General features: G+C 73.4%; 23 protein-coding genes. 9 read left to right on the top strand and 14 right to left on the bottom strand.

Translation table 11 applies throughout. The annotated features are described in order from the left end of the window. Positions 1–38 precede the first annotated feature (38 nt). On the top strand, positions 39–917 hold the full coding sequence (locus tag ACUY4T_RS03435) for a LysR family transcriptional regulator (protein ID WP_446017505.1): 879 nt from the start codon (positions 39–41) through the stop codon (positions 915–917). A gap of 21 nt (positions 918–938) precedes the next feature. Here the strand turns inward: ACUY4T_RS03435 and ACUY4T_RS03430 are convergent, their stop codons facing one another. The 3 genes from ACUY4T_RS03430 to ACUY4T_RS03420 all read right to left on the bottom strand — a co-directional run bounded on the left by ACUY4T_RS03430 (position 939) and on the right by ACUY4T_RS03420 (position 2,273). Continuing rightward, a complete protein-coding gene (locus tag ACUY4T_RS03430; protein WP_446017504.1) occupies positions 939–1,232 on the bottom strand; it encodes a putative quinol monooxygenase in 294 nt (97 codons plus the stop codon). Between the two features lie 20 nt (positions 1,233–1,252). After that, the gene (locus ACUY4T_RS03425; protein ID WP_446017503.1) at positions 1,253–1,927 is read right to left on the bottom strand and encodes a type 1 glutamine amidotransferase domain-containing protein; all 675 of its coding nucleotides are present in this window, start codon (positions 1,925–1,927) and stop codon (positions 1,253–1,255) included. A 115-nt stretch (positions 1,928–2,042) separates the two neighbouring features. Then, the gene (locus ACUY4T_RS03420; protein ID WP_446017502.1) at positions 2,043–2,273 is read right to left on the bottom strand and encodes a YkvA family protein; all 231 of its coding nucleotides are present in this window, start codon (positions 2,271–2,273) and stop codon (positions 2,043–2,045) included. Between the two features lie 81 nt (positions 2,274–2,354). Here ACUY4T_RS03420 and ACUY4T_RS03415 point away from each other — a divergent pair, with 81 nt between their 5' ends. Continuing rightward, positions 2,355–3,053: a formylglycine-generating enzyme family protein gene (locus tag ACUY4T_RS03415; protein ID WP_446017501.1), complete on the top strand. Its 699-nt coding sequence runs from the start codon at positions 2,355–2,357 to the stop codon at positions 3,051–3,053. A gap of 12 nt (positions 3,054–3,065) precedes the next feature. Then, a complete protein-coding gene (gene speB, locus ACUY4T_RS03410) occupies positions 3,066–4,022 on the top strand; it encodes an agmatinase (RefSeq protein ID WP_446017500.1) in 957 nt (318 codons plus the stop codon). Between the two features lie 9 nt (positions 4,023–4,031). Here speB and ACUY4T_RS03405 read toward each other — a convergent pair whose 3' ends face one another. The 7 genes from ACUY4T_RS03405 to ACUY4T_RS03375 all read right to left on the bottom strand — a co-directional run bounded on the left by ACUY4T_RS03405 (position 4,032) and on the right by ACUY4T_RS03375 (position 12,667). After that, positions 4,032–5,009 carry a zinc-binding dehydrogenase gene (locus ACUY4T_RS03405; RefSeq protein WP_446017499.1) on the bottom strand — a complete coding sequence of 326 codons (978 nt, stop codon included), beginning with the start codon at positions 5,007–5,009 and terminating at the stop codon, positions 4,032–4,034. Positions 5,010–5,095: 86 nt separating this feature from the next. Further along, entirely contained in the window at positions 5,096–6,076 is a 981-nt protein-coding gene (locus ACUY4T_RS03400; protein WP_446017498.1) for an oxidoreductase, read from the bottom strand. 63 nt (positions 6,077–6,139) lie between these two features. After that, positions 6,140–10,957 (bottom strand): DUF5724 domain-containing protein, encoded by a 4,818-nt coding sequence (locus ACUY4T_RS03395; RefSeq protein ID WP_446017497.1) that lies wholly within the window; start codon positions 10,955–10,957, stop codon positions 6,140–6,142. Between the two features lies 1 nt (position 10,958). Then, positions 10,959–11,363 (bottom strand): hypothetical protein, encoded by a 405-nt coding sequence (locus ACUY4T_RS03390; protein ID WP_446017496.1) that lies wholly within the window; start codon positions 11,361–11,363, stop codon positions 10,959–10,961. A 63-nt stretch (positions 11,364–11,426) separates the two neighbouring features. Further along, positions 11,427–12,089, bottom strand: coding sequence for a YdeI/OmpD-associated family protein (locus ACUY4T_RS03385; RefSeq protein WP_446017495.1), 663 nt, complete (start codon positions 12,087–12,089; stop codon positions 11,427–11,429). 57 nt (positions 12,090–12,146) lie between these two features. Further along, positions 12,147–12,503 carry an iron chaperone gene (locus ACUY4T_RS03380; protein WP_446017494.1) on the bottom strand — a complete coding sequence of 119 codons (357 nt, stop codon included), beginning with the start codon at positions 12,501–12,503 and terminating at the stop codon, positions 12,147–12,149. 5 nt (positions 12,504–12,508) lie between these two features. Continuing rightward, entirely contained in the window at positions 12,509–12,667 is a 159-nt protein-coding gene (locus ACUY4T_RS03375) for a hypothetical protein (RefSeq protein WP_446017493.1), read from the bottom strand. Between the two features lie 236 nt (positions 12,668–12,903). Here ACUY4T_RS03375 and ACUY4T_RS03370 point away from each other — a divergent pair, with 236 nt between their 5' ends. Next, the gene (locus tag ACUY4T_RS03370; RefSeq protein WP_446017492.1) at positions 12,904–14,817 is read left to right on the top strand and encodes an FAD-binding monooxygenase; all 1,914 of its coding nucleotides are present in this window, start codon (positions 12,904–12,906) and stop codon (positions 14,815–14,817) included. 44 nt (positions 14,818–14,861) lie between these two features. On the opposite strand, the gene ACUY4T_RS03365 is transcribed toward ACUY4T_RS03370, so the two are convergent. From ACUY4T_RS03365 to ACUY4T_RS03355, 3 genes are read right to left on the bottom strand one after another with little or no spacing between them, the layout of a single operon-like run. Next, on the bottom strand, positions 14,862–15,578 hold the full coding sequence (locus ACUY4T_RS03365; RefSeq protein ID WP_446017491.1) for an IclR family transcriptional regulator: 717 nt from the start codon (positions 15,576–15,578) through the stop codon (positions 14,862–14,864). A gap of 32 nt (positions 15,579–15,610) precedes the next feature. Further along, positions 15,611–16,006: a DUF4760 domain-containing protein gene (locus ACUY4T_RS03360; protein WP_446017490.1), complete on the bottom strand. Its 396-nt coding sequence runs from the start codon at positions 16,004–16,006 to the stop codon at positions 15,611–15,613. Between the two features lie 27 nt (positions 16,007–16,033). Next, positions 16,034–16,225, bottom strand: a complete 192-nt coding sequence (locus ACUY4T_RS03355) for a hypothetical protein (RefSeq protein ID WP_446017489.1) — start codon at positions 16,223–16,225, stop codon at positions 16,034–16,036. Positions 16,226–16,319: 94 nt separating this feature from the next. On the opposite strand from ACUY4T_RS03355, the gene ACUY4T_RS03350 reads away from it, so the two are divergent. The 5 genes from ACUY4T_RS03350 (at position 16,320) to ACUY4T_RS03330 (ending at position 20,564) form a co-directional block, all read left to right on the top strand. Further along, a complete protein-coding gene (locus tag ACUY4T_RS03350) occupies positions 16,320–16,874 on the top strand; it encodes a bifunctional nuclease family protein (protein WP_446017488.1) in 555 nt (184 codons plus the stop codon). A gap of 75 nt (positions 16,875–16,949) precedes the next feature. Continuing rightward, positions 16,950–18,290, top strand: coding sequence for a serine hydrolase domain-containing protein (locus ACUY4T_RS03345; protein WP_446017487.1), 1,341 nt, complete (start codon positions 16,950–16,952; stop codon positions 18,288–18,290). A gap of 54 nt (positions 18,291–18,344) precedes the next feature. Next, positions 18,345–19,229, top strand: coding sequence for a potassium channel family protein (locus ACUY4T_RS03340; protein WP_446017486.1), 885 nt, complete (start codon positions 18,345–18,347; stop codon positions 19,227–19,229). 10 nt (positions 19,230–19,239) lie between these two features. Next, positions 19,240–19,740, top strand: a complete 501-nt coding sequence (locus ACUY4T_RS03335; RefSeq protein WP_446017485.1) for a GNAT family N-acetyltransferase — start codon at positions 19,240–19,242, stop codon at positions 19,738–19,740. A gap of 17 nt (positions 19,741–19,757) precedes the next feature. Next, positions 19,758–20,564 carry an alpha/beta fold hydrolase gene (locus ACUY4T_RS03330; RefSeq protein WP_446017775.1) on the top strand — a complete coding sequence of 269 codons (807 nt, stop codon included), beginning with the start codon at positions 19,758–19,760 and terminating at the stop codon, positions 20,562–20,564. Positions 20,565–20,573: 9 nt separating this feature from the next. On the opposite strand, the gene ACUY4T_RS03325 is transcribed toward ACUY4T_RS03330, so the two are convergent. Beyond that, the gene (locus tag ACUY4T_RS03325) at positions 20,574–21,551 is read right to left on the bottom strand and encodes a calcium/sodium antiporter (RefSeq protein WP_446017484.1); all 978 of its coding nucleotides are present in this window, start codon (positions 21,549–21,551) and stop codon (positions 20,574–20,576) included. Positions 21,552–21,658 lie beyond the last annotated feature (107 nt).

The following is a 21,658-nucleotide window of genomic DNA, read 5'->3' as shown; positions in this document are numbered from 1 at the left end:
CGCGGGGCGCGTGCTCGACCCGGCGTAGAGTTCGACCGATGAGGAAGACCTCGCTCGACGCCCTCGCGACCTTCGTGGCCGTGGCCCGCGCCGGATCGGTCACCGGCGGAGCCGACGAGCTCGGGCTCACCCAGTCGACGGTGTCGGCGCAGCTGCAGGCGCTCGAACGCGAGCTTGGCTATCGCGTCTTCGAGCGCACGTCGCGCGGGGTGACGCCGACGAGCCGGGGCAGGGCGCTGCTCGCCCGCGTCGGCCCGACGATGGATGCCGCGGTCGAGGCCGTCGTCGACGCGACCGGTCCGGCCGCGTCGGAGCACACCGTCTTCCTCGGGGGGCCCGCCGAGTTCCTGTCGACCGTCGTGCTGCCGCGACTGCGGGAGTGGGCCGAGCCCGACCTCGACCTGCGCGTGCGGTTCGGCGAGACCCCCGAACTGCTCGGGGCGCTCGAGGCGTCGGAGCTCGACCTCGTCGTGAGCACCGTGCAGCCGCGGATCAGGGGCATCGAGTTCGCGCCGCTGTTCGACGAGCGGTTCGTGCTCGCCGTGCCGCCGGTGCTCCTCGACCGGTTCCGCGAGGACCCCGACGCCGTGCCGGTGGTCGCGTACGGCGAGCAGCTGCCGATCATCCGCCGGTACTGGCGCTCCGTGTTCGACCGGCGCCCGACGGGGCTGCGCGTGGTCGCGACGGTGCCCGACCTGCGGGTCCTCGCCGACCTGGCGGCGGCCGGCGTCGGGATGACCGTGCTGCCGACCTACCTCGCCGAGCCGTACCTCGACGCCGGGCGGCTGATCGACCCGGTCGATCCGGAGGATCCGCCGCTCAACACGGTGTACCTGGCCCGGCGACGGTCGAGGCCGGGCGCGAACCCGGCGACGGAGGCCGCAGCGCAGCGACTGCATGCGATGCTGCGCCCGTGACCCCTCGTCGCCGGGCGGGGTTCACAGCTCGACGAGGGTGCTGAAGGCCCGTTCGCGGTGCTCGAGGAGCGGGACCGCGCCGTCGAGCGCGAGCCGCCTGAAGTGGTCGGATGCCGCGTGCGCCTCGAACGCGGCCTCGTCGGCGTAGACCTCGAAGAGCCGGAACGTGCCGGGCTCGTCGTTCGACTCGGCCGCGTGGTACGCGAGGTTGCCGGGCTCGGCCCGGCTCGCGGCGACGAGCTCGCGCACCAAGTCTCGGACCGTGCCGGCTTCGCCGTCGCGCGCCACCCAGAGTGCGGTGCAGACGTAGGCCATGGTTCCTCCTCGGGCTTCCGTCACGCCGCGAGCAGCGCGACGACCTCGCGGCCGACGCGCGTCGCCGACTGCGGGTTCTGTCCGGTCACGAGCCGCTCGTCGACGATCACCTGGTCGGTGAAGTCGGGTCCGGGCACGTGCGCGGCGCCCTTCGCCCGGAGCTCGTCGGCGAGCAGGAAGGGCACGACGTCGGTGAGTCCGACCGCCGCCTCCTCGGCGTTGGTGAACCCGGCGACGCGCTTGCCGGAGACGAGCGGGGTGCCGTCGGCGAGGGTGATGCCGAGCAGGGCTGCGGGCCCGTGGCACACGGCCGAGACCACGCCGCCGCGCTCGTACACGCTCCGGCCGATCGCATTCACCGCGTCGTCGTCCGGGAAGTCCCACATGGCGCCGTGGCCGCCCACGAAGAGCACTGCGTCGTACCGCGCCGCGTCGACGTCCGCGAGCTTCGGGGTGTCGGCCAGCTGCGCGGCGATCGACGGGTCGGCGAGGAACGCGTTCTGGACCTCGTCGGACTCGTCGCGACCGTCCTGCGGCGGGACGCCGCCGGCGATCGAGGCGACGTCGACGCCGAAGCCGGCCTCCGTGAACTCCTTCCACGGGTGCGCCGCCTCGCCGACGTAGTACCCGGTCTTGCGGATGCCGCCCAGGTCGTCGTGGCTGGTGAGCACCAGCAGTACGCGCTTCTCCGTCATCGTGTCCTCCTCGTTGCGTTCCGGTCCGATGAACGCTTCGAAGCTACGGATGCCGCGGGGCGCTCGGCCAACCGCGGCATCGATGCCCGCCATCGGAATTCCGATGGCCGCGTCGTCACCGCTGCGAGTCGACCGCGTCCTGCCAGCGACGCTGCTCGCGTACCAGGAGCGCGGCGAGGATGCCCCACATGCCGAGGTCGTCCGCGAAGCCCAGCGGGCCGAGCACGAGTTCGGGGATCAGGTCGACCGGCGAGATCGTGTAGACGACCGCCGCGATCGCCGCGGCCCAGGTCATGGGTGCGACGCGGTGCTCGCCGTTCTTGACCGCCTTGAGGAATCGCCACATGCCTCCAGTCTGCGGCATCCCGCCGCCGACGGGGGATGGCGCGCTCGGCCTGCGCACCCTCCCGCGTGCGATACTGCCGCGATGCCGGACCTCGAACTCGCCCGCGTCGACGGCGGAACGCTCGCGCTCCACGACGCGCGCCGCGGCCTGCGGCGGACCGTCGAGCTCGAGCCGCTCGAGATCGGCGTCTTCCCGGTGACGCAGGAGCAGCTCGCCGAGCTGCTGGGCGAGACGGCCTCCCATCCGCGCCCGCGGCGGCCAGCGATCGACGTGAGCTGGCTCCGCGCCATCCGCTTCTGCAACGCCGCGTCGGAGTGGGAGGGGCTCGACCCCGCGTACGGCTTCGACGGCGAGGACGTCACGTGGCACGTCGACGCCGACGGGTTCCGCCTGCCGACCGAGGCGGAGTGGGAGTTCGCGTGCCGCGCCGGCTCGACCGGGCCGCACTACGGACCGCTGCGCGAGGTCGCGTGGACGAGCGCCGACGGGGTGAGCGTGCCGCAGGACGTCGGCGGCAGGCTGCCCAACCTCAACGGACTGTTCGACATGCTCGGCAACGTGTGGGAGTGGTGCTGGGACCTGCTCGACCCCGCGGGCGACAGCGGCGAGCGGGTGATCCGCGGCGGCGGGTTCGCCGACGACGCATGGAGCGCCCGCGCCTCGACCCGGCGCGGCGCACCGCCCCGCACCCGCCACGGCGACGTCGGCTTCCGCGTCGCCCGCGGCGGATTCGAGACGACGGATGCCGCGCAGGGCTGGTCCGCGCGGCCGATGGACTGAGGAGAGGCGATCGTGACGGACGACCACGGCCCCATCGGGCAGCGCGACGACCCCGAGATGCCGCGCTACGGCGGGATCGCGACCTTCGCGCTGCTCCCGCGCCTCGAGGAGGTCGAGCACGCCGACCTCGCGGTCCTCGGGATCCCGTTCGACTCCGGGACGAGCTTCCGCCCGGGCGCACGGTTCGGCCCGGCGCACATCCGCGAGCACTCCCGGCAGTTGCATCCGTACCACCAGGCGCACGCCGTCTACCCGTTCCGCGACCGGCAGGTCGTCGACGCGGGCGACGTCGCGGTGGGGCCGTACGACATCGACCGGGCCGTCGAGCGGATCCACGCCGCGGCCGCGCGACTCGTCGGCGCCGGGACGAAGGTGCTCGCCCTCGGCGGCGACCATACCGTCGCCCTGCCGCTGCTCCGCGCGGCCGGCGCGGCGCACGGCCCGCTCGCGGTGATCCACTTCGACGCGCACCTCGACACGTGGGACGTCCTCCACGGGGCGAGCATCTGGCACGGTTCGCCGTTCCGCCGCGCCGCTGAGGAGGGCCTGCTCGACCTGGGGCGCTGCCAGCACGTCGGCATCCGCAGCGGCGTCTACGGGCCCGAGGAGTTCGACGACGACCGCCGGGCGGGATTCGAGATCATCCGCAGCGAGGAGTTCGGGCGCCGAACGACGGAGGACCTCGCCGAGCAGGTCCGGCGCCGCGTCGGCACCGGACCGGTCTACGTGTCGATCGACATCGACGTGCTCGACCCGTCGCAGGCGCCGGGCACCGGCACGCCGGAGGTCGCGGGCATCACGACGCGCGAGCTCTTCGCGGTGCTCCGCGCGCTGCGCGGCCTCGAGATCGTCGGCGGCGACGTGGTCGAGGTCGCGCCCGCCTACGACCACGCCGGCATCACGGGCCTCGCGGCCGCGCACACCGCCTGGGAGCTGCTCACCCTGATGGGGCTCGACGCGCCGGCGTGATCCGCCGCGCTACGGGCGCAGCAGCACCTTGCCGACCCGGCCCGGCGTCATGCTCGCGGCGACGGCCTCGGCGATGTCGTCGAACGCGTACGTGCCGGCGACCGGCAGGGTGAGCTCGCCGGCGAGCACGTGGCCCATCAGCTGGCCGAACAGCATCGCCCGCGTCTCGCCATCCATGTCGCGGGTCACCCGGCTGCCCCAGAATCCGCGGATGGTGAGCTGCTTGAAGATCACGTCTCCTGACGGGATCCGCAGTTCGGGCGAGCCCATCGCGCCGAACACCACCGTCGTGCCGTTCTCCGCGAGCAGCGACGTCAGGTCGCCCGCGCTGTCGCCGCCGACGGAGTCGACTCCGACGGTGATCGGCGCACCGTCGGTGAGGGCGGCGACCTCGTCGCGCCATCCGTCGTCATCGGTCGCCACCACGTTCGCGATGCCCTGGTCGCGGAGTTCGGCGACGCCCTCGGCGCGGCGCACCAGGCCGACCACGTTGACGCCGCGTGCGGCGCCGATCTGCGCGACCATGCGACCGACCGCGCCGTTCGCGGCGTTCTGCACCATCCAGTCACCGGCCCGGAGGTCGAGCGAGTGCATCAGGCTGACGGCGCTGAACGGCATCGACACGAGCTGGGCCGCGACCTCGTCGGGCAGGCCGTCGGGCACCGGGACGAGCCCGCCCGCGCTCGCCGTGAAGTACTCCGCCCACGACCCGAACGCGCCGCCGCTGGCGACGCGCTGGCCCACGGCGAGCCCGGTCACGCCGTCGCCGAGCGCGTCGACGATGCCGACCGCCTCCGTGCCCGCGGGCGCGGGCAGCTCGGGCTTGAACCCGTACGTGCCGCGGACCGTCGACAGGTCGTGGTTGTGGATGGTCGCGAGCAGGGTGCGGATGCGGACCTGGCCCGGGCCGGGCTCGGGCATGGGGCGCTCGTCGACCTGGAGCACGGAGCGGGGATCGCCGAAGGTCGAGTGGGTGAGGGCGCGCATGGGGGAACTCCGTTCGATCGTCGGATGGGTCCGCGCGTCGGCGCGGCCCGGGTCAGGCTAGGCGGGCGAACTGGATCCCCGCTGGATCACGCGAGCGGGTCGAGGCCCGTCGCCGTCACCGACACCTCCCACAGTCGCTCCGCCGACGGGACGTCGATCGCCCACTCCTTGACGCCGCCGCTGCGCAGGTCGGCGTGGTCGGCCGGCACGACGCCCTTGATCGCGCAGTCCTCGCAGTACACGCCGCCGCGATCGACCAGTTCGGGCGCGGTCGCCGCCCAGAGCCCGGTCGAGGCCCCCTCGGCGGGCGTCTTGAACAGGGGGTTCGGATTGCCCTCCTCGTCCATCCACTGCCGGGCGACGAGCTCCTCGCGGGGCATGTGACGCTGCAGGTCGGTGAGGATCCCGCCCGGATGCACCGAGTACGCGTGGATGCCCCGGTCGGCGCCGCGGGCATCGATCCCCACCGCGAACAGCGCGTTCGCCGTCTTCGACTGCCCGTAGGCGATCCACGGGTCGTAGGGGGTGGTCTCGAAGTTCACGTCGTCGAAGCGGACGGGGGACCGGTAGTGGCCGGTCGACGAGTAGGAGATCACGCGGGCGCCGTCGGCGAGCAGGTCGGCGATGCCGCCGACCAGGGCGAAGTGGCCGAGGTGGTTCGTGCCGAACTGCAGTTCCCAGCCCTGCGGCGTGCGACGTTCCGGCGGGGCCATGACCCCGGCGACGTTGACCACGAGGTCGACCGGTGCCCCCTCCTCGCGGACGCCCGCGGTGAACGCGGCGACCGAGTCGAGGTCGCCGAGGTCGAGCTCCCGCACCTCGACGCGGTCGACGCCGGCGAGCGCGGCCGACGCCGCGTCGGGCCGGCGTGCCGGCACCAGGACGTGCACGCCGGCATCCGCCAGCGCCCGCACGGTCTCGAGCCCGAGACCGGAGTAGCCGCCCGTGACGATCGCGCGCCGCCCCGCGAGGTCGGATCCCGCGATCACCTCCGACGCGGTGGTCCGGTAGCCGAACCCGGTCTCGAGGGGCTGCTGACGTTCGATCATGTCCTGCGTCGTGACCATGGTCCGACGCTACGCCGGGACGCCGTGCGCCCGCTGTGCCCGCATTCCGGACGTCGGCGGGGATCAGGCGAGCGGATGGCCCGGCCGGACCAGCTGCTCCACGATCGTGGGGTCGGTGATCCGGTCGTCGCGTGCGAGCAGCACCGCCTTCGCCACGATCTCCGCGGTCCGCGGGTCGTCGTCGGCGAACGGCAGGAACACGCGCCCGCGATGCTGCGCACTCACCGGCACGATGCACACCGCGTTCCCCGGCACCCGGTGCACCACCCCGGAGCCGAGGTGGATCGTGTACGTGCCGAGCTTGCCCTTGACCCTCGCGTGGTGGCCGCCGACCTCGACGTTCGACAGGCCGAGCAGCTGGGCGGTCTCGTCCACGAGCCGGCCCCGCATCTCGACGGAGGACTCGGACGCCTCCGGATCGATTCCGCTCGCGTGGGCGACCGACACCACCAGGTCGAGGTCGCGCATCGCCTCGGAGAACACGCGCGGGGGAACGTCGTCGAGCTTCATCGGCAGCCAGTCGCCCGCCGGATGGAAGGTGACGTCGTCGACGGTCGCGTCCTCGACCTCCGCCGGGGTTCCCCAGCCCGTGGAGACCCGGCACCAGACGGTCAGCTTCTCCCGGTGGAACGTCCGCGAGAAGCCGGCCTGGAAGTCAGAGATCCACCCGCGGGACGCGAAGATGCCGCCCGCGCGCCTGGCGTCGAGCTGGTGTCCGGCGTAGCGGCGCGATGACGTGCCGGCCTCGTCGCGTTCGCCCGCGCTCGGCGTGTAGAGCTCGCGGAACGCCTGCTTGAACGGCTGGCGCACCCCCGTCGACATCAGGACGTGCTGGAAGTCCGGCCACTCGCCGCTGGCGAGGAGGTCGACGGGATGGGCCACTCGCACCCCGCCGGCGATCCTCCGCTTCGCGCCGTCCGGCCCGGTGAACGACGCGCCCTCGTCCGAGAGGAAGCCGGCCACCCCCTCCGAGTCGACCAGGACCAGCGACGAGAGCATCGGCGACAGGATCGGGTGCGCCGCCAGCGCATCGAGCTCGCCGCGGTCGAACACGTCGCCCAGGATGCAGGCGTCCTCGAGCGAGCGACGCATCCGGCTCGCCTGCTTCCGCAGCGAGGTGGCGCGCGCCTGCAACGCCGCGACCTCGGGGTGCTTCCGGCTCGCGGCGGGGATCGACTTGAGCGGCGCCCCCGCGCGGGCCGCCGTCACGCGGGGGGCGCCGGTCGCGTCGACGTCGAGGGTCACGACGAGATCGCCGTCCGTCGCCGACGCGCCGCCATCGGCGAGGTCGGCGACCGCCGCGGCCTCCATCGCCCAGATCAGGCGTTGCGGGTCCCGGTATCCCGCGGTGCGAGCCAGGTTCTCCATTCCGACCTCGACCGCGGTCGTCTCGGAGGCCCTGCGCTGCGAACCCGAGCTGCGATCGGAGGCGACGAAGCCGCGAAGCAGCTCGTACCGGGCCAGGAGGGTCCGCGTGTCGCCGTCCGGCAGCGGCAGCAGGCCCAGTGCCCGCACGGCGTCCTGGTTCCGCTTCGCCTCGATGCGCGCCAGCAGCTCGGCCTCGTCCGTCCGGCCGAGCAGCGCGTTCGCGAACAGCTCGGCGCGCTTGTGCCCGCCGGAGGTCGAGGCGTACTTCGCCGCCAGGAGCACCTGCTCGAAGCGCTCGGCCCCGATCTCGTCGTGCATGGCGCGGAACCAGGCGACGTCGGCGGCGCCCCGCACCAGGTCGGTGCCGTCGAGCGGGGTGCGCTGGCCGACCTCGCTCTCCCATGCGGCCCGGATCTCGCGGTCGACGGACCAGCTCTCGTCCTTGGTGTGTGCGTGAAGCCACCAGACGGCGGATTCGTACCCCGGCCAGCCGAGGTGGGCCTCGATCAGCCGCGCCCACTGGGGGGCGTACACGCCGGCCTCGATGATGCGCCGTTCGCCGAGGTCGGTCGCCGCGACCAGTCGCGCGAACGCCTCCGGGTCGTCGTCCGGGCGCGGGTGGTGGATACGCACGAGGTGCGAGAGCGAGCTCTCCCGGGACTCCGTCCACGCGTACCCTCGCGTCAGCGGCCGCGTTCCGAGCGAGGCGAGGACCTGCACGATGCCCTCGGCGCCGTACGCGGAGCGCAGGGCGCTCGCCGTTCCGGTGCAGGCGGTCGGCAGGTCGCCCCGCTGCCGTTCGTGCTCGACGACCGCGCGGCGCACCTCCTCGACGACCGCCTGCACCCCGGGACCCGAGGCCCAGGGCTCGGGGCGCAGGCTCGTCAGCTCCCTGAGCGCCGCCCATTCCTCCCATCGGCCCAGCCCCCACTGCGGTGCGCCGACCGTGGGCACGACCAGGGCGTCGACGACGTCGGCCCGGGTCGCCGCGCCGCGTTCGAACGCGGTCGCCAGCAGCATCGGGGCCGGACGGAGACGGAACGGCTGGTCGGCGACGAGCGCGGTAACGCCGGTTCTCGCACCGCCGAAGCGCTGCCTCAGGGCGACCTCGACCGAGGGGCCGTTCCACCGGTCGACGGCGCCCTCGGGCTCGTCGAGGAACCGGGCGGCCGACCACCAGCGCCGCAGCTGGTCGTCGCTGAGCGAATCCGGCGCCACCAGGCGGTGCAGGCGTTGGAACAGCTCCGGGAACGCGTCGCGTGCGTCGACCTGCGCGATGCCGCCCCACCGGTCCTCGGCGATCGCGATGCCGCGTCGTGCCATGACCTCCTTCGGGCCGACGAGCGAGCGCAGCGGAAGCGCCGACGCGGCCTCGTCGAGCAGGTCGATCACCGTCTCGGTCCAACTCGGGCGCCAGGCGTAGGCAGCCAGTGCGGCGATGAGGTTGCCGCGCAGCTGGATCCGGCTGCCGTCGCCGAGGCGGGGCGCCCTGCCGAGAACCTTCCGCCTCACCTCGTCGGCCCAGCCCCCCGGTGCGGCATCCGCGAGGAAGAGCAGGGCGAGTTCGACCCCGCCGTCGGTGAGCGACGGGAGGATGCGTTCCCACCACGGCTCGAGGATCTCGGCGAGCGGCAGGGTGCCGGCCGTGGCCGGACTCAGCCAGCGGACGTTGGCGAGCATCTCGACGCCGTGGTAGGTCTGCACCTCGACGTCGGCGTGCTCGTCGATCCACGCGGCGAGCGAATCGTGGATCAGCGCGCAGCCAGCGTGGTACCGGCGCCAGGCCTCCGACTGCGGCGCGGCGGGGCGCGCTGCCGGCGTCCGCTCCGAGGGCGGAGGGGCCAGCGACGCGGGGATCCGGTCGACGCTCGCGTCGTCGTTGGAGGACTGCCCGCGCAATTCCTCCGCGGCCTTCCGCTGCTCGGCCGTGCCTGCGGACAAGCGGGAGATCGAGGCGGCCAGTCGGTCGGCCGGGAGGGTTCCGAGCAGCGACAGCGCGGTGGTGCGCACGTCCGCGGTCTTCCTCGCGAGGGCCCGCTCGAGCGCCTCGGCCTCGGGCTCGGTGATCTCCGCGAGCTCGCTGAGGGCGCCCTGCGCGGTCCCGCGGACCACGGACGAGCGGTCGTCGAGGAGTTCGAACAGCACGGTGCGGTGCGCGACCGGGTCGGCCGCGTACCTGCGCGCCGCGTGCTGCCGGCCGTCGGCCGATGCGGCGCGCAGGATCTCGGGCTCGAGGCGATCCGTGGGCGAGTGCGTCACCACGACGTCGGCGGCGTGGGACGCGCCGATCTTCTCGGTCCGCGCACCGACGACGCCGGTGTCGACCTCCCGCGTGCGACCGAGCGAGGCGACCCGGTCCAGCAGGGCGGCGCGGACCTCCGGGTCGAGGCCCCGCGACGCCTGCTTCGGCTGCCAGTACTCCATGGGCCACGCGGAGACCGCCGCGGCGTAGACCGCGAGCGATTCGTCGCGGAGCGCCGGCACCAGGGCCTCGCCGGCCGCGGGCAGGGCGAGGTCGGCGAGCAGGCGGGCCGCCGCGAGGCGATCGCCCGCGAGCTCGCTCCGCAGCACCGCCGAGGCGAGCGGGATCGCCGCCCGTGCGTCGCGGAACGCCGACGCCCAGAGGCCGAGGTAGGCGGCGCTGCTGCCCGCCCCGACGAGCTCGGCCGCGTCGGCAGGCCGGTCGAGCCGTTCCCGGATGACGCGCAGCGCCGCCGCCAGCTCGCCGCTGCGACGCACGTCGAAGTCGTCGCCGAGCCAGACTCCGGCCGCCCGCACCGTTCCCGCGAAGCGCGACAGGTCGCGATCGAGCACCACGTCGACGATGCGGGCGAACGCCGAGGGGTGTCCGAGGTCGGCCGCCTCGAGGATCGTCTGCCTGAGCCCCTCGGCTCGGCCGGCGGCGGCGAGCAGGTCGGCCGTGACGTCCCAGTCGCCGGGATCCGCGCTGCTGAGCAGCGCGATGTGCCCCTGGCGGCTCGGACCCGAGATGGGATGCCGCGCGCGGGCGCTGTCGACGAGGATGGCGCGGACCTCGGCGTCGCCGTCGTTGATCGCGGCCGCCAGCACCTGGCCGAGCGGGAGATGGCCGCCGAGGTGGACGAGCCATCGCGCATGCCAGGCCAGCGGCTCGGGATAGCGGGCCGCGTGGTCGAGCAGCAGGGCGAGGTGCTCGAAGCGGGCGGGGCGGGAGTCCACGGCGGCCGCGGAGCGGTAGGCCCGCCGCGTCCACCCGGTCTGGTAGGGCGCCCGCCGCGCCCAGTCCCACCACCCCGCGAGCGCGTGGCCGAGGGCAGGGCTGATCGCGCGCAGGACTTTGGCGCGCTTCGCCGATGAGAGGTCGTCGAGTTCGGCGGCGATGGGCGCCGGATCCGACTGGCGGTCGTTGACCGCCTCGGCGAGCGCTCTGGCGAGCGGCGGAGCGAAGACCCGTCGCACGGTGATGCGCTGCGCCCCGCGCTGCGAGACGCGACGACGTTCGAGCTCCTCGTGCGCTTCGGTCGCCGAGAGCATGTCAGCCCCCGGCGAGCGCGACGAGGCGCACGAGTCGCAAGGTCGATTCCGGGCCGATCTCGAGCGGAAGGTCGAGCCCGTCGACCTTCCGGCCGTCGAGGAACACGAAGTACAGCTCGTCTTCGAAGGCCTCGACGGCGCGCGCGAGCGCCACGTCGAACGGCGGCGCAGGCGGCGTCGATCGCCGCTCCCGTCCGTACGACCCGCGGTCGACCCCCGTCGCGAGGTCCGCCGGGGTCAGTACTCGGAGGGTCTGCGACGCGCCGCGCCGACGGGTGTACCCGGCGAGTTCGTGCCGGACCAGGATCTCGATCACCTGCCGGAGCGTGGAGGGGCCGCTCGGGACCTCGACGCGCTCCTCGTCGAGCACCGAGCTTCCACCGACGACCTTGGTCTGGACGATCACGGGCTCACTCTGGCACGGGGCACGGACATCCTGCGAGCGCGTGTTCCGCGGGCCCGTCCGGTGTCACTCGGCGCGGCGCGCCGCCTCCGCCGCGCGTTCGACCCACTTCGGGGTCGTGCCGTAGCGCTGGGGTGGGATGAGCAGGCCGGCCGCGCTGCTCTCGATGAGCTGGGCGAGCCGGCGTTCGCGCGTCTCCTCCCGCTTGGCCGACAGCACCCAGTGCACGACCTCGCGGCGGTAGGTCGTCGTCGCGGCGTCGAGGAACGCCGACGCCGCGGCATCCGCCGACAGCCGCGCAGCCGCCTCGGGCGGCAGCGCCCGTACCGGGTTCTCGAACGAGTAGACGGAGGTGCGGTCGTCGCGGCGTCGTTCGAAGGCGGCGAGCCCCTCGGGTCGCATGCGCCCCTCGGCGATCAGCCGCTCGACCAGGCCGACGTTGACGGCGGACCAGATGCTCCCGGGCTTCCGCGGCGTCCAGCGCAGGCGGCTGGCATCTCCGTCGATGCCCTGCGCCTTCGAGTCGATCCACCCGAAGCAGAGCGCCTCCGGCACCGCCTGCTCCCAGGTCAGTCCCCGGTCGGGCACGTGCTTCTTCCTGAGGCCCATCCAGAGTTCGGACGCGCTGTCGTGGTTCGCCTCGAGCCAGGCGCGGAACTCCTCCGGCCCCGAGAAGAACAGCGCGGGTCGCTCGGTCGTGCCGCCGGGGGTGCCGATCGTCGAACCCATGTCGAGAGTCTGCCACCGCCCGCCGACGCTGACCCGAGGTGGAACGAGGGGCCGAGGTCAGGCCGGCTCGCCGCGCCTGGCGGCGACGGTCGCCGCAGCGATCCTCCGCACGAGTTCGTCGGGAAGCGGGTCGGCGTGCCGGAAGGTGACGGAGTCCTTGCCGGAGCGGTGCGGGGCCACCTCGGACTCCAGCGGCTCGGGGAGGGCGGGCACCGGGTAGATGCCGACGTGGTGCTTCCAGCCGGCGAAGTGGAGCGCGTACCGGCCGCCGAGCATCACCGCGGCGATGCCGTAGCGCATCCGCTCCTCGGCGTCCGGGACCTCGGCGAGGATGGCCGCGCGCACGCGCCGGAGCCGCGCGGCGACGTCGTCGGGGAACGATGCCACGTACTCGTCGACGGTCTGCGCGGCCATGCCGCCTACGGCAGCTCGAGCGCCGTGCCCCCGAGGGCCACGGCGGCGAAGCTGAGGATGAGGCCCGTGCCGATGACCACCGCGGCGATGCCGAGCATGAGCGCCGTGCCGAGGAGCTCGGCCTTCGAGGGGCGCTGGGCGGGTTCGGGGGAGTTCACGGTCATCGGCGGTCCTTCGGCTCGGCGGTGGGCGCGGGGCGAACCGCGTTCGCACCCGACTCCGATTGTCGCAGACCCGACGGGAGGCGGGCCGGATGGCGGACCGCCGGCCCGTGCGGCTGGGGCGCTTGCCGCGGGCGCGCCATCCGCCTACCATCGACTGAGCGATATGCGAACCATATGTTCGGATATCGAACACGCCGCGAGTCGGCACGCGATCACGACGATGTGAAGGAGCACCCGTGCAGTTCCACCACCACGGATACGTCTCGGGCGACCCCCGGGTGAAGCCCGCCGCCGGAGTCGGCGTGAACCGGCCCGACGAACTGCCCGACGAGGTCGACGTCCTCATCGTCGGCTCCGGACCGGCCGGGATGATCGCCGCGGCCCAGCTCGCGCAGTTCCCGAACGTCGTGACCCGGATGGTCGAGCGCCGCCCCGGCCGGCTCGTCATCGGCCAGGCCGACGGCATCCAGGCGCGCAGCGTCGAGACCTTCCAGGCCTTCGGGTTCGCCGAGCGCATCACCGCCGAGGCGTACCGCATCACGGAGATGTGCTTCTGGAAGCCCGACCCCGCCGACCCCTCGAGGATCGTGCGCACGGCCCGGCCCGAGGACGACCCGGCCGGCGTCAGCGAGTTCCCGCACCTGATCGTCAACCAGGCGCGCGTGCTCGACTACTTCGCCGAGGTCGCCGCGAACGGCCCGACCCGGTCGGTGCCCGACTACGGCTACGAGTTCGTCGGGCTCGAGATCGCCGACGAGACGGAGCGCGCCGAGTACCCGGTCGCCGTCACCCTCGCGCACGCCGACGGCGAGCGGGCGGGGCAGCAGCGGGTCGTGCACGCCAAGTACGTGCTCGGCGCCGACGGTGCGCGCAGCAGGGTGCGCGACGCGATCGGCTGCACCATGAAGGGCGACCGGGCCAACCATGCGTGGGGCGTCATGGACACGCTCGCCGTCACCGACTTCCCCGACATCCGCACGAAGTGCTCGATCCAGTCGGAGGCCGGCAACATCCTGCTCATCCCGCGTGAGGGCGGGCACCTGTTCCGCATGTACGTCGACCTCGGCGAGGTGCCCGCGGACGACCACCACCGGGTCCGCGAGACGACGCTCGAGCAGATCATCGCGCGGGCCAACGAGATCCTGCACCCGTACACGCTCGACGTGCGGCACGTCCCGTGGCACAGCGTCTACGAGGTGGGCCATCGCCTCACCGACCGGTTCGACGACGTGCCGACGGATGCCGCGGGCACCCGCACCCCGCGCGTCTTCATCGCCGGCGACGCCTGCCACACCCACAGCGCGAAGGCCGGGCAGGGCATGAACGTGTCGATGCAGGACGGCTGGAACCTCGCGTGGAAGCTCGGCCACGTGCTCGAGGGCCGCGCCCCCGAGCACCTCCTCGCGACGTACTCGGCCGAGCGACAGGTCGTCGCGCAGGACCTCATCGACTTCGACCGCGAATGGTCGACCATGATGGCCAAGAAGCCCGAGGAGTTCGCGAGTCCGTCGGAGCTCGAGGACTTCTACGTGCGGACCCACGAGTTCCCCGCCGGGTTCATGACCCAGTACGCCGCGTCGCTCATCGTCGGCGAGGCCGACCACCAGGCGCTCGCGACCGGGTTCCCGGTCGGCAAGCGCTTCAAGTCCGCCCCCGTCGTGCGCGTGTGCGACGGCAACCCCGTGCACCTCGGCCACCACGCGACGGCCGACGGCCGCTGGCGCATCTACGTCTTCGCCGACGAGGCCGGGGTGGGGGAGGGGTCCGCCGGGGCCGACCTCGCCCGGTGGCTCGAGACCTCGCCCGAGTCGCCGCTCGCCGCGACGCCCGAGGGGCTCGACCGCGACGCGTGGTTCGACGTCAAGGTGGTCACGCAGCAGCCGCACACCGAGGTCGACCTCGGTACGGTGCCGAAGGTGTTCCTGCCGCACGTCGGGCCGTTCCAGCTCGTCGACTACGAGAAGGTCTACGCGGCCGACCCGGCGGACGACATCTTCGAGGCGCGTGGCATCGACCGTACCGGTGCGGTCGTGGTGGTGCGGCCCGACCAGTACGTGTCGCAGGTGCTGCCGCTCACGGCCACGGCCGAACTGGCGTCGTTCTTCGCGCCGATCCTGCGGTCGGGCGAGCGCGAGCCCGCGAGCGCCTGACGCGATGCCGCGCCGCCCGGGCGGCGGCGCGGCATCGGTCGCCGTCAGCCGCCCAGCGCGAGACGGATCGACCGCGACGCCGCCGTGAGGCGCTCGGCGATCTCGGCGTCGGGGTGCGCGCTGGAGACGTAGACCACCGCGAGCGCGGCCGGCCGCCCCTTCGGCAGGCGCAGCGGCACCGCCGTCGAGCGGAGTCCGGGGATCACCTCGTCGTGGCTGATCGCCCAGCCGCGCGAGCGCACCTCCCGGAGCTCGGCCAGGTGCGCGTCATCCGTCGTCGCGGGCCACTCGGACTCGGGCAGCGAGGCGAGGATGGCCTTGCCGGGGGCGCCGAGGCCGATCGGATGGCGGGTGCCGGGGCGCTGCGCGACCGACGCGATCGCGTGACGGGGCTCGACGCTCGTGAGCGTCACGATCTCGTCGCCGTCGAGGAGCGCGAGGAAGCAGGTCATGGCGAGGTCGTTGGCCGCTGCGGTCAGCTCGGGCAGCGCCTCGGCCTGCAGGTCGTGCGCGACCCCGGCCGCGAGCGCGGCCATGCCCGCGCCCAGCGCGATCCGACCGCCGGCGTCGCGCACGGTGAGGCGGTGGTGCTCGAGCGTGCGCAGCAGGCGGTAGGCGACCGAACGATGGACGCCGAGTCGCTGGGCCAGGTCGTCGATCGAGAGCGGCTCGCGCGCGTCGGCGAGGATCTCGAGGATGCGGATGCCGCGGGAGAGCGTCTGCGACGGGGGCGCCTCGACGTCGTCGGCGTTGCGTACCATCGGGCCCCCTGCGAATCGAACGGTGTGTTCGACTATAGAACAGTCGTCTCGGGCGGCCGGGACCGGTCGTCCCGCCCGGCCGAGCGCGCCGGACGTCGCCGCCGACGGGTCCGGACCCGGCGGTCCCACCCCGGGCCGAGCCGGAGGTCGGCGCCGACCTCGGCGCCGGACTTCTCGGCGAACCACACGAGGTGGTTCCACATGGCGTCGCCGCCGCCATGCGCGCGGCGCCACCTGAGGAACAGCTCGATGCGGGGCCAGTCTTCGCGGACCCGGTCGGCCCAGCGGCCGAATGCCAGGTCGCGGTCGAGGTACCCGCGATGGGCGTAGATGGCGAGCGTGTTATAGAGGCTCAGCGCCCGAGAGACGAGGACGAACCTGTCGGGCCTCCGGTCGGACATCCGCTTGATCGACTCGGCGTCGCCCATCGAGGTCTGCAGCAGTCGGCGCCCGACCTACGCGTCCGGTCCGGTCAGCCGCTCGTCGAGCGCGACGAAGAGGCGCTTCCGCTCCGAGCGTCGTGCCGCCTCGAACGCCCACAGGCTCACGATCGACGCGGCCGTCGCGAATGCGGCCGTCGCCCATCCGGCCGGCGAACCCCACGCGGCGGCGGAGGGGAACCCGGCGGCGGACTCGAGACGGCGCATGGACGCGACAGTAGGCGAAGGTGCGACGCCGCGTCGAGGGCCGGCCGCCCGGCAGGACGTCGGACCCGGGAGCGAGGCCGGTGGGCGGCCTACCATGGAGGACCACGCCCATCGCCAGACGGGAGGCGTCATGGTCCAGGTCCGCGTCCTCGGGGTCGCGCTCGATCAGTCCGGGCAGCACATCATCCTGCTGAAGCCGCTCGGCGAGGACGAGGGGCGCGGGCGGGTCCTGCCGATCTGGATCGGCGCGCAGGAGGCCACCTCGATCCTGATCGCGGTGCAGGGCGAACAGGCGCCGCGCCCGCTCTCGCACGACCTCATGAAGCTGCTCCTCGACGCCGTCGGGTCGAAGATCGAGCGCGTCGACGTCACCCGCATCGAGGACGGCACGTTCTACGCGGAGCTCACGATCATGACCCCGACCGGCCCGTACGTCATCGACGCGCGGCCGTCCGACTCGGTCGCGCTCGCCTCGCGCACGGAGGCGCCGCTGTTCGTCGCCGACGCGGTGCTCGAGCAGGCCGGCATCCCCGCCGAGATGGTCGAGACCCACCCCGACGAGCCCGAGTCGGAGGAGACGGCCGAGGAGAAGCTCGAGGAGTTCAAGAAGTTCCTCGAGGACGTCGACCCGGAGGACTTCCAGGGGTAGCCCGCCGCCGCCTCCGTGGCCGCATCGTGATCCTGCGATGGCTGCCGCGCCGGCGCACGCTGTTACGATCCCTCGGTGCGCCTCCTCCGTCGTACGGTCGCCGTCGTCGCCGTCCTCGCCCTCGTCCTCATCGCCGCCTTCACCGGCCTGTACCTCTGGCAGCAGCCGATCCTGCTCACCGGCACCGGGTACGCCGCGCACAACGCCTGCGCGGTGACCGAGGTGAGCAGCCGCGAGGACCCCGCCTCCGACCTGCCGTCGAACCCGCTCGTGCCCTACCTCGACGTCGACGGCGCCGGCGACCCCGCCGCCGGATCGCTGTTCGGCGCGTTCGCGCGGCAGAAGGCCTGGTACACCGAGGGATACGGGTGCACGCTCGCCGACGCGCGGCCGGCGCTGCCCGCGGCATCCGTCGTCGAGTCGGGCGCCAACCCGTTCACCGACGCGCCGGCGCCCGCCTCCGATGCGGCCCTCGAGGCGGCGCTCGGCCGGGCCTTCGGCGACGACCTGCCTGCCGACGACGCCGCGGCGCTCGGCACGCGGGGCGTCGTCGTCATCAAGGACGGCGAGCTGGTCGCCGAGCGCTACGCCGAGGGCTTCGACGCCACCACCCCGCAGCTCGGCTGGTCGATGTCGAAGAGCGTCGCGAACCTGCTCACGGGCGTGCTGGTCGAGCGGGGCGTCGTCTCGCTCGACGACGACCGGCTCGTGCCCGAGTGGACCGACGAGCGAGCCGACATCACCGTCGAGCAGCTGCTGCGCCAGACCAGCGGCCTCGAGTGGGACGAGACGTACGAGCTCGGCACGCCCATCACCCGCATGCTCTACCTCGAGCCCGACATGGCCTCGTACGTCGCCGGGCAGCCGCTCGCGCACGAGCCCGGAACCGTGCAGCAGTACTCCAGCGGCAACACCAACCTGCTGTGCTCGGTGCTCATGGAGCGGTCGGGCCTCGGCGCCGACCTCCCGCGGGAACTGCTCTTCGAGCCGCTCGGGCTCACCTCGGCGGTCCTCGAGCCGGATGCCGCCGGCACCCCCGTCTGCTCGTCGTACCTGTGGGCGACGCCGCGCGACTGGGCGGCGATCGGGCAGTTCGTGCTGCAGGACGGCGAATGGAACGGCGAGCGCCTGCTCCCGGCCGACTGGATGGAACGCACGCTCGCCGTCGAGGACGTCACCGAGACCGACGACCTCGGCCTGGGTATGAGCTGGCGCGTCAACGCGCTGCCCGACGGAACGCTCCGCTGGCCAGGGGTGCCCGAGGACGCGTTCTACGCGAGCGGGCACGACGGGCAGAAGGTCGTCGTGGTGCCGTCGGAGGACCTGGTGGTCGTGCGGGTCGGATTCACGCCCGAGGTCGACGACGACCCGTCGGTGGTCGCGCTGATCGAGGAGGCCGTCGCCGCGCTCCGCTGACGCACGACGGACCGTCGGAGACCGACCCCCGCCACCCGCACGTAGCATTGGCGCGTGGAGTGGATCTGGACCATCGTCGGCATCGCCCTCATCCTGACCGGCCTGAACGAGGTGTTCCACACCCTGCTCCACCCGACCGGACGGGGCCGGGTGACGCACTGGGCGGCCTCCACCACCTGGGGCCTCTCGTCGCGACTCGGGCGCACCGGCCGCACCCTCGCCGGCCCCATCGCGTCGATCGCGGTCGTCGGCACCTGGGCGGGCCTGCAGGTCGTCGGCTGGACGCTGGTCTACCTGCCGCACATCCCCGAGGGGTTCTCGTTCGCCCCCGCGCTCCGCATCGACGAGTACCCGCCGATCCTCGAGGCGTTCTACTTCTCCACGGTCAGCATGTCGACGCTGGGGCTCGGCGACATGTTCCCGACCGACCCCTGGCTGCGGATCTTCGCGCCGCTGCAGGCGCTCTTCGGCTTCGCCCTCCTCACCGCGGCGGTCACGTGGTTCCTCGAGCTGTACCCGGGCCTCGGGCGCCGTCGCGCCCTCGCGCTGCGGATCGCCCTGATCCGCCGTGCCGACACGGCCGGCCACCTGCTCAACATGGAGTCCGCGACCTCCAGCGGCCTGCTCGACTCCCTCACCGAGGCGCTCGCGCAGGTGCGGATCGACACCTGGCAGAACGCCGAGCTGTACTACTTCACCGAGGAGCAGGCGGAGACGTCCCTCGCCGCGCAACTGCCCTACGGCATGCACCTCGCGCGGCTCGCCCGTCGGTCCGAGGACCGAACGGTGCGCAACAGCGGGCAGATGCTCGAGGAGGCGATCGACGACCTCGCGCTGGTGCTGCGCAACCAGTTCTTCGGCACCGGCGACACGACCGACGAGATCCTCGCCGAGTTCGCGCGCCAGCACCGGCAGACCGTCGCCGCGATCGATCCCTGAGGCGCTCCGGATGACGCTGCGACTCCGCCCGTACGCGCCCGGCGACGCGGCGCCGACGCTCGCCGTATTCCAGCGGGCGGTGCAGACGACCGCGGCGCGTGACCACACGCCCGCGCAGCTCGCCGCCTGGGCGCCCGCGGACCTCGACCTCGACGAGTGGGATGCCCGGCGCGGTGCCCGGCAGACGGTCGTGGCGATCGACGACGGGCGGATCGTGGGCTTCACCGACGTCGACGACTCGGGGTACGTCGACATGATGTACGTCGACCCGGCTGCGATCCGGCGGGGCGTGGCCAGTGCACTGCTGGCCTGGGCGATCGACCAGGCGGTCGCCGCCGGAGCCGACGCGGTCCGCACGCACGCGAGCATCACCGCCCGTCCGTTCTTCGAGACCCACGGATTCTCTGTCGACGAGGTGCGCCATCCGGTGCGCAACGGCGTCGAGTTCGAGAACTACGCCATGAGCCGGCGGCTCGACCTCGACGCGCGCGGACCCGACGAGCGCGCGTGAACGGCAGAATGGCCGACATGGATGCCGCGTTCCCCTCCCTGACCGAGATGCCGTCGCCGCAGTTCGTGATGTCGGGGGAGGGGCGTCGCATCGCGACCTACCTCTGGGGCCCGGAGGACGGGCCGACGGTGCTCTGCGTGCACGGGTTCGCGTCGAGCTGCCGCGACAACTGGGTGGGCACCGGCTGGGTCCGCGACCTCACCCGCGCCGGGTTCCGCGTGCTCGGCGTCGACCAGCGCGGCCACGGGCAGAGCGACAAGCCGCACGAGGCGATCGCGTACGGCATGGACGCCCTCGCCGACGACCTCCTGACCGTGCTCGACACCTACCTGCTCGACACGGTGCGGTACGTGGGCTACTCGCTCGGGGCGCGCGTGGGATGGCAGGTCGCCGTGCAGGCGCCCCATCGCGTCGAGCGGGCAGTGCTCGGCGGGATCCCCGACGGCCGCCCGCTCGCCCGCATGCAGATCGAGCAGGCGCGCGCGTACGCCGAGCACGGCACTCCGGTCGAAGACCCGGTCACCCGCAACTACGTCACGCTCGCCGAACGAGTGCCGGGCAACGACGTGAACGCGCTCGTCGCGCTCGCCGAGGGCATGCGCACCGGCGACGCCGACCCCGACCCGGCCGACCCGCCGCGGCAGCCCGTGCTGTTCGCCACGGGAACCGACGACGCGATCATCGAGCAGTCGCGGGCGCTCGCGGCGGCGACGCCGGACGGCGACTTCCTCGAGATCCCCGGCCGGCACCACTTCAACGCGCCCGGCTCGCGCGAGTTCCGGCAGGCCGCGATCGCGTTCCTGCTCGACGACCCCCGGCCCTGACCGTCCTGGTCAGGCGCGCAGCACGACCACGCTGGTGAGGTACGCGAGGTAGGCGACGACGAAGACGCCGCCCTCGATGCGCTGCATCCGCCGCCCGGTCAGGAACACCGGGACGCATGCGATCGTCGCCGCCGCCATCACGGGCAGGTCGATCGCGATGAGCTCGGGATCCACGACGATGCCGGACGACGGCACCACCGCGGTCACGCCGAACACCAGCAGGATGTTGTAGACGCTGCTGCCGAGCAGGTTGCCGACGGCGATGTCGCGTTCGCGCCGGATCGTCGCGACGATCGCGGTCGCGAGCTCGGGCGCCGAGGTGCCGATCGCGACGACGGTCAGTCCGATCACGGCGACCGGCACGCCGAAGCCGGCGGCCAGCTCGACCGCTCCGTACACCAGCCAGTCGGCGCCGACGACGACCCCGGCGATGCCCGCCACGAGGCCGATGGCCGCCCGGACCGCCCGCGCCCGCGTCGCCGCGGCGGGAAGCCGCGGTTCGGCGAACTCCCGGGCGAACTCCGCCCGGATGGCGCGCGACTCGCGCCGCGCGGCTTCGACGACCACCGCGGTGTAGGCGGCGCCGAGGATGAGGAGCACGACCCCGTCGGCGCGCGTGACCAGACCGTCCAGCGTGAGCAGCAGCAGGATCACGGCCGCCGCGACCATGGCGGGCAGGTCGATGCGGATCGCGTGGGAGCGCAGGGTCAGCGGCCGGATCAGCGCGGCGATGCCCATGATCAGGAGGAGGTTCAGGGTGTTCGTCCCGGCGATGTTGCCGAGGGCCAGCGACCCGGTGCCCTTGGCCGCCGCATCGATGCCGATCGCGAGTTCCGGGGCGCTCGTCCCGAGGGAGACGACCGTCACGCCGATCACCATGGGCGACACCCCGAGCCGAGCGGCGAGGTGCGTGCCGCCGCGCACCAGCAGCTCGGCTCCGATGACGAGCGCGACCAGTCCGGCGAGCACGATCCAGATCGGCGTCATGGCGGCCATCCACTCCGTCCGGTCGGCGGGTCGGGCGTTCGTGCGTTCGCGGGGGTGCGCCCGGATGGCACCCAGCCTCCCGCATGCGCAGGGAGGCGGGGGAGGGG

This window comes from Agromyces arachidis, assembly GCF_052805135.1.
Note: the sequence above shows the minus strand (reverse complement) of the source record. Positions and strands in the feature narration are given on the sequence as shown.

Coding starts and splice junctions, on each gene's coding strand:
- ACUY4T_RS03430 (WP_446017504.1), bottom strand. CDS start 1,232: ATGGCCTACGTCTGCACCGCACTCTGGGTGGCGCGCGACGGCGAAGCC.
- ACUY4T_RS03330 (WP_446017775.1), top strand. CDS start 19,758: ATGGATGCCGCGTTCCCCTCCCTGACCGAGATGCCGTCGCCGCAGTTC.
- ACUY4T_RS03365 (WP_446017491.1), bottom strand. CDS start 15,578: ATGGTACGCAACGCCGACGACGTCGAGGCGCCCCCGTCGCAGACGCTC.
- ACUY4T_RS03380 (WP_446017494.1), bottom strand. CDS start 12,503: ATGGCCGCGCAGACCGTCGACGAGTACGTGGCATCGTTCCCCGACGAC.
- ACUY4T_RS03375 (WP_446017493.1), bottom strand. CDS start 12,667: ATGACCGTGAACTCCCCCGAACCCGCCCAGCGCCCCTCGAAGGCCGAG.
- ACUY4T_RS03325 (WP_446017484.1), bottom strand. CDS start 21,551: ATGACGCCGATCTGGATCGTGCTCGCCGGACTGGTCGCGCTCGTCATC.
- ACUY4T_RS03360 (WP_446017490.1), bottom strand. CDS start 16,006: ATGGGCGACGCCGAGTCGATCAAGCGGATGTCCGACCGGAGGCCCGAC.
- ACUY4T_RS03350 (WP_446017488.1), top strand. CDS start 16,320: ATGGAGGACCACGCCCATCGCCAGACGGGAGGCGTCATGGTCCAGGTC.
- ACUY4T_RS03335 (WP_446017485.1), top strand. CDS start 19,240: ATGACGCTGCGACTCCGCCCGTACGCGCCCGGCGACGCGGCGCCGACG.
- ACUY4T_RS03435 (WP_446017505.1), top strand. CDS start 39: ATGAGGAAGACCTCGCTCGACGCCCTCGCGACCTTCGTGGCCGTGGCC.
- ACUY4T_RS03425 (WP_446017503.1), bottom strand. CDS start 1,927: ATGACGGAGAAGCGCGTACTGCTGGTGCTCACCAGCCACGACGACCTG.
- ACUY4T_RS03385 (WP_446017495.1), bottom strand. CDS start 12,089: ATGGGTTCGACGATCGGCACCCCCGGCGGCACGACCGAGCGACCCGCG.
- ACUY4T_RS03420 (WP_446017502.1), bottom strand. CDS start 2,273: ATGTGGCGATTCCTCAAGGCGGTCAAGAACGGCGAGCACCGCGTCGCA.
- ACUY4T_RS03405 (WP_446017499.1), bottom strand. CDS start 5,009: ATGCGCGCCCTCACCCACTCGACCTTCGGCGATCCCCGCTCCGTGCTC.
- ACUY4T_RS03355 (WP_446017489.1), bottom strand. CDS start 16,225: ATGCGCCGTCTCGAGTCCGCCGCCGGGTTCCCCTCCGCCGCCGCGTGG.
- ACUY4T_RS03400 (WP_446017498.1), bottom strand. CDS start 6,076: ATGGTCACGACGCAGGACATGATCGAACGTCAGCAGCCCCTCGAGACC.
- ACUY4T_RS03415 (WP_446017501.1), top strand. CDS start 2,355: ATGCCGGACCTCGAACTCGCCCGCGTCGACGGCGGAACGCTCGCGCTC.
- ACUY4T_RS03395 (WP_446017497.1), bottom strand. CDS start 10,957: ATGCTCTCGGCGACCGAAGCGCACGAGGAGCTCGAACGTCGTCGCGTC.